This is a genomic window from uncultured Methanofollis sp. (assembly GCF_937919355.1).
In the GTDB taxonomy this organism is placed as follows: Archaea; Halobacteriota; Methanomicrobia; order Methanomicrobiales; family Methanofollaceae; genus Methanofollis.
The window spans coordinates 1-10,953 of the sequence record NZ_CALFSA010000067.1 but is presented as its reverse complement, the minus strand read 5'-3'; the positions used below and the strand labels follow the sequence as shown (position 1 = coordinate 10,953).

Annotated in this window: 8 protein-coding genes; 1 reads left to right on the top strand and 7 read right to left on the bottom strand. The window is 66.5% G+C overall.

The window, feature by feature from the left end; translation table 11 throughout:
- The coding region (locus Q0520_RS03345) for a PGF-pre-PGF domain-containing protein (RefSeq protein ID WP_298666582.1) at positions 1 to 1,563 on the top strand (1,563 nt) is incomplete at its 5' end.
- Positions 1,564 to 2,099: 536 nt separating this feature from the next.
- Here the strand turns inward: Q0520_RS03345 and purB are convergent.
- The 7 genes from purB to cdhC all read right to left on the bottom strand — a co-directional run.
- Positions 2,100 to 3,440 (bottom strand): adenylosuccinate lyase, encoded by a 1,341-nt coding sequence (gene purB / locus Q0520_RS03340; protein WP_298666580.1) that lies wholly within the window; start codon positions 3,438 to 3,440, stop codon positions 2,100 to 2,102.
- Between the two features lie 505 nt (positions 3,441 to 3,945).
- Complete coding sequence (locus tag Q0520_RS03335) at positions 3,946 to 4,704, bottom strand: AAA family ATPase (protein WP_298666577.1); 759 nt, start codon at positions 4,702 to 4,704, stop codon at positions 3,946 to 3,948.
- Complete coding sequence (locus Q0520_RS03330) at positions 4,701 to 5,723, bottom strand: hypothetical protein (RefSeq protein WP_298666574.1); 1,023 nt, start codon at positions 5,721 to 5,723, stop codon at positions 4,701 to 4,703. The genes Q0520_RS03335 and Q0520_RS03330 overlap by 4 nt, the downstream gene beginning before the upstream one ends.
- Positions 5,711 to 7,627, bottom strand: coding sequence for an ASKHA domain-containing protein (locus Q0520_RS03325; protein ID WP_298666571.1), 1,917 nt, complete (start codon positions 7,625 to 7,627; stop codon positions 5,711 to 5,713). The genes Q0520_RS03330 and Q0520_RS03325 overlap by 13 nt, the downstream gene beginning before the upstream one ends.
- The gene (gene acsC, locus Q0520_RS03320; protein ID WP_298666568.1) at positions 7,628 to 8,953 is read right to left on the bottom strand and encodes an acetyl-CoA decarbonylase/synthase complex subunit gamma; all 1,326 of its coding nucleotides are present in this window, start codon (positions 8,951 to 8,953) and stop codon (positions 7,628 to 7,630) included.
- Positions 8,944 to 9,861 carry an acetyl-CoA decarbonylase/synthase complex subunit delta gene (locus Q0520_RS03315; RefSeq protein ID WP_298666566.1) on the bottom strand — a complete coding sequence of 306 codons (918 nt, stop codon included), beginning with the start codon at positions 9,859 to 9,861 and terminating at the stop codon, positions 8,944 to 8,946. Before Q0520_RS03315 ends, acsC begins: the two co-directional genes overlap by 10 nt.
- Before the next feature lie 12 nt (positions 9,862 to 9,873).
- Positions 9,874 to 10,953 (bottom strand): CO dehydrogenase/CO-methylating acetyl-CoA synthase complex subunit beta (cdhC, locus tag Q0520_RS03310; protein ID WP_298666563.1); only part of this gene is annotated, 1,080 nt, incomplete at its 5' end.

The window sequence follows — 10,953 nt, the reverse complement described above, 5'->3', positions numbered from 1 at the left end:
CTGACGGACACGACCTTCACACACAACACGGCAAACTCTGATGGCGGCGGTGCGTACTTCCTCGATTCCACCGGTGCCGCCCTGACAAACACCACCTTCGCAAACAACACGGCAAACTCTGGCGGCGGTGCGTTCTTCGTCCGTTCCGAGGGTGCCAGACTGATGACGGGCACGACCTTTGCGAACAACACGGCAATGATCTGGGGCGGCGGTGCGTATTTCGCGGGATCCCTCAATGCCACCGTGACAAACACCACCTTTGCAAACAACACGGCAGCACGGCTCGGCGGTGGTGCGTATTTCGAGAGTTCCAACGATGCCGCCCTGACAAACACCACCTTTGAGAACAACACGGCAACGACCTGCGGCGGCGGTGCTTTCTTCATCAGTTCCACTGGTGCCGTCATCACCAACTGTCGTTTCGACAACCCCACCAACATCTATGCAGAGGGGTCCGCTGCTGTCCTGAACACCACCCGCACCGCCGGCACGAACATCGCGGGCGGGCCGTACCTCGGCGGCAACCTCTGGCTGAATGACCCCGCCCAGAACATCTCGGAGTGGTGTGCGGACGCCGACTTCGACGGCATCTGCGATCAGACTCTGGAGATCCCGGACCTCGGCACCGACGCCCTCCCGCTGGTGTACGGCGGGACAGTGGCGGTCAACGCCACGCCCGCGGGGGCGTACATCCACCTGGACGGCGTGAACATCACCCGCATCACCGACACCTCCCTCTACCTCCCCATCGGTGACCACACGATCACCGTCTCCTTTGCAGGCTACGTGACCCCCGCGAACCAGACGGTGACGATCGTCTCTGGTCCGAACGCACCCATTTCCTTCTCCCTGCAACCGGTGCCGACGCCGACGCCGACACCAACACCAACACCAACACAGACGCTGACACCGACACCGACATCAACACAGACCCCTCCCCCCCATTCCCACAGTTCCGGCGGCGGCCACTCCGACGCCTCTGCCGGCACTGCGAGCAACATCCCTGCAGGCGGCCACGCCTCCTTCGGCATCAAGAACTCTGCGATCTCTGAAGTGGGCGTGACGGCCGGCGAGAAGATCCCCGAGGTGCTCGTCACCGTGGAGAAGAGAGGCCTGCCCCCGGGCGTCGAAGCCCCTGCGGGTGCGGTCTATGAGTACGACGAGGTGACCCTCTACCGCACCACCGCCGCCGCCCTCACCGGTGCCGCCCTGCACTTCACCGTCCCGAAGGAATGGCTGGAAGAGCGGGACTTCGCCCCCCAAGACGTCGTGCTCTACCGGTACCATGACGGCGCCTGGCACGCCCTCCCGACCCATGTTGTCGGCGAGGACGAGCACGGTTACTCCTTCACCACCGAGAGCCCCGGCTTCTCCCTCTTTGCGATCGGGATCGCAGAATCCGGACCTGCGCCGACGGTGACCCCGCCCGAAACCGCGACCGCACTCCCGGTTACGACTCCTGCCCCCACGGCGACGACCACTCCACAGCAGAGCCCCCTCCCCTTCGGGCTTGCCGCCCTCGCGGCAGGTGCCGCCCTCCTCCTCAGGGGAAGACGGGGATAATATCCTCTTTTTTCCAGCCCCTGCGGCTCTTCCCTTCCCACTGCACCCAGGTCAAGCGTAACCTGACGCTCCCTTCCTCCTCTTCTGCAGGAGTGAAGCCGAACCGTCTGGGGAGACGAAAGGCCCTGGAAATGCACCAACTCACAGGAGGGGACGTGAGTGATCAGAAGAGCCACCCTGACAAAAGAATAAGGATTCAGCAGAGTCGGGTCTCCTGAAATCCGCCACAATCCCGTCTCTTTTCTTGCCCTTATCGCAGGAGTACCGGACTGCCATGACGTCCGGTATTACTTACAGTCATACGGCGGCTTAGGGGGCCGGGAAAGACCCGGTCCCCTTGGTGCGTTGCATGAAAAAACGTCTCTATGGTTTGATCGGAAAAGACGCCCAAAATGGTCCCTGATGAGGGACTTTGTTCTTGAAATAGGGGGCAATTTAGCCATATTTGGGGGTGGGTCGTACCTCATCGCCCGTGCCGACCACCCCTGGCTAAGAGATCATTGGAGAATAGGTTTCCCGAGCCGAAAAAAGGTGTTTCAGGCCGCTAGGGGCCTGAGTTTTGCAATGACCCGGTCGACCTGCTCGACCGCGGTGCCGATGTAGTTGTCCGGGTTGAGAAGGACGGCGATCTCTTCGGAGGAGAGGACGGCCGCGACCTTTGGGTTCTCTTCGAGGACGCCGGCGATGCTCCTCTTCTCCGCGAGGGCGGTCATGCTCGCCACACGGACGGCCTCGTGGGCGTCCTGCCTGCCCATGCCGCGCTTTGTCAGTTCGATCATCACCGACTCGGCGAGGTTCACGCCGTGGAGAAGGTTGAGGTTCTTCCTGATGTTCTCCTCCCTGATGTTCAGGCGGTCGAGCACCCTGGTCATCACGTTGAGGATGTGGTCCGCGAGGACCGAGGACTCGGGGAAGACCACCCTCTCGCAGGAGGAGTTGGTGAGGTCGCGCTCGTCCCAGAGGGTGTTGTTCTGGAGGGCGGGTTCGACCATCGAGCGGACGATACGGGCGAGGCCGCAGACCTGCTCGCTCTTGATCGGGTTCCTCTTGTGAGGCATCGTCGAGGACCCGACCTGCTTCTTGCCGAAGGCCTCCTCGACCTCGGCGATCTCGGTCCTCTGGAGCGACCTGATCTCGACCCCGATCTTGTCCAGGGTCGTGGCCATGTTCGCCAGGAAGAGGACGTACTCGGCATAGCGGTCGCGGGCGATCACCTGGTTCGAGACGTCGACGGCCGAGAGCCCGAGGTACTCCATCATCTTCGGCTGGACACAGAGCCCTTTCATGCCCAGGGCCGCCTGCGTCCCGACGGCGCCGGTGAGCTGACCGACCGCAACCCTCGGCCGCAGCTCGCGGAGGCGCTCGATGTGTCGTCCTATCTCGCTCGCCCAGATCGCGAAGCGCAGGCCGTAGGTCGTCGGCACGCCGTGCTGGCCGTGGGTGCGTGCCACGCAGACGAGGTGCTTCGTCTCTTCGCTCCTGCGGAGGAGGACGGCGAGGAGTTTCTGGAGTTTCTCCTCGATCAGGTCCATCGCCGCCTTCATCTGGAGGCCGGTGGCCGTGTCCAGGATGTCGTTCGAGGTGGCGCCGAAGTGGATCCAGCGTCCGGCGTCGCCGCAGACCTCGGTGACGGCCTTGACGACGGCCATCATGTCGTGGTTGATCTCGGCCTCGATCTCATTCGCCCGTGCGAGGGTGGCCTTGCCTGCACATTCCTTGATCGTCGTCGCGGCGTCGGCCGGGATGACCCCGCACGCCGCCTCGGCCTGTGCGAGCGCGACCTCTGCCGCCACTATGCACCTGAACCGGTTCTCTTCACCCCAGACGGCCTTCATCTCCGGAGTGCCGTACCGGTAGTCTATCGGGTGGATCGCCATGGGGAATAGTGTGGACGCCTGGCGATAAAAGGGGTGTGCGTGGGAGTGGCAGATCCCTGCTGCGGGACACTGGTACAGGCATTCAGATTTCATGGTCTGTGCTACGTGCCAGTCCTTCTCTGACCGACAGGTTCACCTCCCAGATCCTTAGAGCGAACAGGATGCCCTGAGAGGGTTTTGCCATCCTCCGCCTATCCTAATGGCCGGGGTCCGGGGGCGGCCAGCCCCCGGCACAAAGATTCATCATGAGAGTTTCTACAAAGTCAAACTCTCCTGCTTTTGTCAGAGCGCTCCTCTGATCACTCGCCTTCCCCTATCTTCGCGCCGGGGGTTGCGACCCCCGGACCCCCATCATAGGATTGGGCCGGGAAGGCCATATCGAAGACCTAATGAGAGTATTGCTGTCTCCTGCTCGATCCTGACTCGAGGGCGGCCAACCCCTCAAAGAGAGTAATCCAAAGGATTTCTATAGATCCGCTATTTTGAAATCTCTCTCCTCTCTTCCCTATCTGGAGGGAGGCCGGACAGCAGTATATGATATCACCCACCGGCGAAGCCCCTCTACCGCCACCCTCGCCGGACTCCCCGGCGGGACGGAGATGACCGGACGGCCCGCGACGTCGGCCTCCTCGATCGCCGGGTCATACGGGATCACGGCAGCGAGGGGGAGGGGGTTGTCGGCCACCGCCTCGCCCTTCGAGCGGTTGACGACCAGGAAGATCCGCCCCTCGTCGAGGCCCAGGGAGACGGCGAGGTCCCGGATCCGCAGCGCCGTCCGCAGGCCGCGGGCCGAGGGGTCGGAGACGACGAGGAGGACGTCGGGCGCCCCGACGGTGCCGCGGGAGACGTGCTCCATCCCGGCCTCGGCGTCGATGACGACGCAGCTGTAGTCCTGCACCAGTGCGTCGACGCACTCGCGGAGGAGATCGTTTGCGAAACAGTAACACCCGGTTCCCTCGGGCCTGCCCATCGCCAGCAGGTCGAAGCCCCCGGCCTCGACGAGCACCTTCCTGAACCTGTAGCCGATGTAGGCCCGCCTGTCCATGCCGGGCGGGATACCGCGGGTGAACGCCTCCTCCCGCATCGTGCCGAGGGTCTCCCCGACAGCGACCCCCAGCGCCTCGTGGAGGTTGGCATTCGGGTCCGCGTCCACGGCGAGGACAGGGCGCACGCCGGCGGCTACGAGGGTGTCCACCAGGAGGGCGGCGATCGTCGTCTTCCCTGTCCCCCCTTTCCCGGCGATCGCCACGGTGCAGGGCTTCATTTTCCCTCACCCCGCGCCCGCCGTGCGACCGCCGCCGCCGCCTCCATGACCGCCCCCGCCCCGGCCTCGTCCGCTGTCCTGATCCCGCAGGTCGGCGTGACCAGGGAGCGGTCGATGAAGGTCTCGTCGCCGACCAGGTCCGCGACAGTCTGCCTGATCGCGGCAAAGCGCTCGTGGATGTGACTGAGTTCCCCCGCGTCTGGTGCCGGCCTGTCCGCCGGGACCATCCCCCATGCCACGACCCCGCCCCATTCGAGGTACGCCGCGAGGTCGTCGCCGTACAGGAGGAACTCGCGGGCATGGGCGTGGGCGTCGAAGGAGACGAGAGATGGGGAGAGGGAGAAGACGAATCCCCAGTCGGTGTTCGCGCAGCAGTGGATGCCGACGCCCCCTTCGAGGAGGGCGGCGACGTCGTCGAAGGAGGAGCGGACCGTCTCCTCGTCGAGGGGGACGACAGGCGACCCGAGAGCGGTGAGGTAGGGTTCGTTCAGTACCACGACCGTCGGCACCCCGTGCTCCCGCATCCGCATCTCAAACCACCGCGCCCGCAGGGCGAGCGCCTTCCCGAGGACGTCGGCGTACGCCCCGTCATAGTGGACCGGGCGTCGCCCCGCGTCCACCGCCTGCATCCCGAGAGTCGCCGGGCCGGTGACCTGGCACTTCAGGAGGACGGCGCCGGAGAGGTCGTACGCCATCAGGCGGTGGAAACCCGAGGACGTGGCATCAGATGCGGCGTAGCCGGCGTCCCGCCCCTCCAGGTAGTCCATGAAGACCCTCTCCATCGCTTCGTCTGCCCCGGTGTCGACGACCACCCTCCCCTCGCGGACCTCTGCTCCGGGCAGGCACTCCGCCTCCGCGAGGACGATCGCTTCAAGGGGGTTCCTGTTCGGGAGGGTCGGGGCATACGGCACCTCCGGGAAGGCGGCGAGGACCGCCAGGCAGGCGGCGTCAGGGTCGCGGTGGGGCAGGGCGCCGACCCCGGTCGCCCGCAGTCCCGCCGCGGGGATCACCCCTGCCATTGCGCCCCCCTCCGCAGTCTGCACTCTTCGAGGACTCTCTGCACCGTCGGGAAGAGGGAAAGGTCCGTGTGGGGGAGGAAACAACTCTGCGTGTACCTGTCCATGAACCCCGGGTCCGCGTTCAGTTCGATATAGGTGATTGTCCGTGCGATCCGGTCGAGGGCCTTCCTCCTCTCCCGGCTGACGAGGGCCTGGTTCGCCCCGGTGACCGCCCCGTTCCCCAGGTTCCGCACTCTATCGAGGGGCACCTCCGGGATGAGGCCGATGGTGACGGCATTCTCCTTGTCGATGTAGTTCCCGAAGGCGCCTGAGAAGAAGACGGTGGCAAGGTCGCCGTGGGAGATCCCGGCGGCGTCCATCAGGGTGATGCAGGCCGCGAGCACCGCCGCCTTGCTCATGATCAGGTTCCTGATGTCGTGCCCGGTGATCACGATATCCTTCCCGGCCCCGCTCTCGTCCTCCCGTGCGACGACATATTCCGGGAAATGGCGGCCCATGCGTATCCGGGGGTGGTCGATCCCGGTGTTGATCTGTCCTGTCCTGTCGATGACGCAGGCGCGGATCAGGCCGGCGAGGAGGTCGATCAACCCAGAGCCGCAGATGCCGACCGGCGGGACGCGGTTGATCGTCTCGAAAGCGGGTTCGAGGGTCGCCTCGTCGACCCGCACCCTCTCGATCGCCCCCGGGTTTGCCCGCATCCCGAAGAGCACCTCCCCGCCCTCCAGGGCCGGTCCGGCCGCCCCGGCGCAGGCGAGCATCCAGTCCCGCCCGCCGAGGACCGCCTCGAAGTTGGTGCCGATGTCGATGAGGAGGGAGACCTCGTCCTGGTCGGCCATCCCGGAGGTGAGGATGTCGGCGATGATGTCGCCGCCGATGAAGTTCGAGACCGCGGGGAAGGTGAAGACCCCGGCAGTCGGGGCGACGGAAAGGCCGAGGCGCTGCGCCGTCGTCGAGAGCGTCCGCCTGACGACCGGGACGTACGGTTCGGCGATCATGTAGGCCGGGTCGATGCCGAGGAGGAGGTGGGTCATCACGGTGTTCCCGGCGACCATCACCTCGTAGATGTCCTCCAGGTCGATGCCCGCGGCGTCGGCCGCCGCGGTGAGGGCGGTGTTGACGCTCACCGCGGCGAGTTCCTGGAGATGGGCGGTGCCGTTCTTCTTTGCATAGTTCACGCGGGAGAGGATGTCCTCGCCGCAGGAGATCTGCCTGTTGTAGTTCGAGGCAGTCGAGAGGACGCGGCCGCCGGCGAGGTCCCAGAGGTAGGCGACGACTGTCGTCGTCCCGAGGTCCACCGCCGCCCCGTACAGCCGTGCCGCCGTCCCCCCCTCCTCAACGTTGATCAGGCGGTACCCTCCCGGCACGAGGGCGACCGTCGCCGTGCACCGCCACCTGCCGTGGCGGAGGACGACCGGGATCTTCCTGAGCATCTCAAGGGGTGCGTAGACCTTCGTCGCCGCCGGTCCGCCGGCGTGCTCCACCCCGTCGAGCAACCGTGCGAGGTCGGACGAGGGGTCGTCCAGGGTGGGCGGCGAGAGAGCGAGGGCGTACTTCCGCACCGACGGGTGGACAGGGATGTCGAGGGGTTGGGCATCGACCAGGATCTTCTGCTCCTGCACGAGTGTCTGCGCCGGCACATCGATGCGGGCGTCGCTGAAGACGCGGGTCTGGCAGGCGAGGCATACGCCTGCATCGAGTTCCGCGGCCGCAAAGAGAACGCCGAACTTCTCCCGGTCAAAGTTCGTCTCCCCGTTCTCGATGCGGACGATGCACTTGCCGCACTTCCCCTGCCCGCCGCAGACGACGTTCATGACGAGGCCGGCCTTCTGCGCCGCCTCCAGGACCGTGGCGCCCTGCGGGACCCGGGCCTTCCTGTAACCGGGGAGGAAGGTGACGACCGGCATCTATTCCCCCTTCTCCAGGAACTCTGCGATCTCCGCGGCGTCGCGCGGCCCGACACGCACATTCCACCCGGTTGCGTCCTCTATCCTCCCGGAGAGGGGCGCCGCGTAGCCGGGGATGATGAGGGTTCGGTGGTCCACGGTCCCTGCGAGGCCCGTGGACTCGATCGACTTTTTCACCAGGTCTTCGTCGAGTTTCCCGCCGGCGACCGCCGTCAGGACAGAGAGGCCGGCGGTGTCCACGACAAAGAGATAGCAGGGGATCTTCCCTGCTTCCAGGTAGCCGAGGAGGGTGAAGTAGGTGAGAGAGAAGTTCACCGAGAGGAGGACGGGTGCGTCCCTGCCGGGATTGTTCACCGGGTAGATGCCGGGCGTTACCTGGATGGGCTTTTGCGGGTCTGTGTAGATGTTCTGGCGGAGGGTGAGGGCGGCGAGGAGGGAGGGACGCGGCAGGGGCGGGACGGCGATGACGCCGGCGTACCTGAGGATGCCGGCGGCGAGTGCGGCGTCTGTCCCGAGGGTCGTGGTGTCGAGATAGAGGGGGTAACCGAGGTCGGGCGACGCCCTCTTCACGGCGTGCTCCCGCAGGTGCGAGGCCCGCGCTACGAAGTCCCCCACCGTCCGCGGTGCCGGGTCCAGGAGGATGGCCCTGACCCCAGCGGCGGTGCACCGTGCGGCGAGGTCGGCGAGTTCCTCCGGGGTTTCGGCCCTGACGACGAGGGGACACCCGTAGCGTTTTGCGAGGCCCGCCATCTCCTCGTGGTTCTCCGCGGTCGCCGCGTGGATGAGGGGGAGGAACTGGCCGCAGACCTTGAGGGCCGCGGCGTGGGCGCCGGGGTCTGCCGTGATGAGGAGGCGGGGGAGGTCGCCGCACTCCCCAACGACCATGGAGGCCGCGGCAAAGCGGTCCGGGTCACCGCTCTCGCACCGGAGTGCGATGCCGTCGAGGGTCAGGTCCTGCCCGACCCGGTGGACGACGAGGTCACGCACCTCCTCCGCGTTCCTCCTTACCTCCTCCAGCGGCGAGGTGTCGTCGGCGCAGACCATGATGCCCGGACGGTGGTAGAAGGTCTTCTCGTGCCTGAACATCACGATCTCCTCTCCGACAGTGAAGGAACGGGCGCCGACGCCGACAGTCGCCGCCCGCACCGGCGGCCTGGTCGCCCCGCCGAGGAGGGCCTTCGTCTCCTCGTCGAGGTACGGGCAGCGTTCGGGTCCGGCGCCGCCGGCGGCGAGTTTCATAGCGAAGGCGAGGCAGGTCGGGAACCCGCACTCCTTGCAGTTCGTCTTCGGCAGGAGTTTGTAGACCTCGAGCGCCTTCATCGCCATCCTTCTCCCCCCCACAGGTCGGCGATCGCCTCCCTGAGCATCCCGACGGTGCCGGGGTGGCGGACGCAGACGATCCCGGCGCCTGCCACGGCCGCGGAGAAGGCGGCATAGAACTCCCACTGCACCGCCGTCTCGACCCTCTCCCCTTCAGGGGCCTCGCGCACCTCCCTGACCGTGAGAGAGTCCTGGGCGGCGCTGATCACCGGCATCGCAAGGTCGGCGTCGCCCGCAAGGGCGGCGGTGCGGACACGCTCCATCACCGAGTACGAGTACTCGAAACCGTACCCGAGGGCGCCGGTATAGGGGTCGATCACGATCCTGTCGTGCGGCACGCCTGTCTCCCGCAGCAGGATGTTCAACTGTTTTGCCAGGTTGATGTCGATCGGGGTCTGGGCGAGGACGGCGTGGCCGTAGGCAAGGGCGGCGGCCGCGACCGAGCGGTACCTCTCGGCCTCGGCCGTGCCGAGGAGGAGTCTCTCCCCCTCGCCGGCCTCACCGCACCGCCTGAAGACCCCGGTGTCGAGTGCCGGGTCGATGCTCCCCTCGACGATGAGGGGGAGGCCTGTGGCGGCAAGCACCTCCCCGACCGCCTTCCCGGACGACGCAGGGTCGTCGAAACCCCGCCGCCGCGTGCTCGTCAGCACGAGGCGGACCAGGTCGGCACCCCACCTCTCCTCCGCGGCCTTCGCCCACCCGGAGAGGTCGCCGGCAAGGTCGCCGACCTCCTCCAGCACGACCACCGGCCAGAGGGCCGGGTCGTCACAGATCTCCAGGGCGATAAGGGGTCTCGCCCCCGCGTCGCCCATGCCGGGAAGGGCCGAGGCGCCGCCGACCCTGTACGACCGCGTCCTCGTCCCTCCCTCCGTCCGGGTGGCGCCGACCGCCACCTCCGTGATCCTCTCTGTCATTCGTCCCTCCCCTCAGATGATCGGGTCCATCTCCAGCGCCGGGTGGCCGACCCTCTCCAGGAAGGCGACGAGGTCCTCCAGGGTCGTCGCCGTCCTCTCGTCCGCAATCCTCTCGAAGAGGTCGGGCATGCCGCGCTCCCTGAGCACCCCCCGCAGCCTCTCCCCCAGTTCCTCCTTGAGGTGAGCGGGCATCCAGACCACCCGCGCAATCCCCCCCTCGGCCCTGAGAAAGCGGTCGGAGAGGATGTAGTTCCGGGAGATCCCGAGGAAACCCGGCGTCTGCGCACCACCGCCGATCGTCCCGGCAAGGGTGGAGAAGGTCATGCCGAGGGGCGTCTCGCCCCTGTACTCCCGGGTGACGACCACCACCCCGTTCGTCTCAGGGAGGACCGCCGCCACAGCCTCGAAACACCCACAGGCCGTCATGGGATACTCCATCATCCCGTACAGGCAGACCCTCTCCACCGTCCCGTGGGAGGCCTTCTTCACGAACCTGTTCACCCCGGCAAACTCGCCCGTGAGGTTGTCGACGACCTCACCCTTCTCCACAGGCTGGTTTGCGCCTGCCGGCGCTATCTCGTGGGCGATCTGGGCATCAAGCCAGGTGATCGCCCCGCAGAGGGCCGGGCGCTCGGGCGTGATGATGCAGACATGGTTCGGGGCGAAGGTCTGGCAGAGGGTGCAGGAGTAGAAGAGAGTGGCGTCCCCGTCTTTCATGCCAGCGATCCTCTCGTCCCTCTGTCTGTAGATAGTCTCTGCCTCCGTGCGGGCGGCGAGGACGGCGGCTTCGTCGGTGATCAGGGTCACCTGCACGGCGTCGATGAGGTCGGGGAAGTCGGCCCTGAACCTGCCGGCAAGGAGGGTGCCGAGGTGGCGCACCCGTACCCCCTTCGCCACCGCCTCCTTCGAGAGCCGGACCCAGATGAGGTCGCGCTGGGCGACGTGCCAGGAACCCTCGCCATAGTTGAGGAAGGTGTGGATCCGTCTCTCCAGCACAGGTTCATACTCCTTCTTCATCCTCTTCCCGGCAACGTCCACGAGGATGGCGAGGGGGAGGGCCGACCCATCGGCCACCCCGTCGGCCTCGGGCCC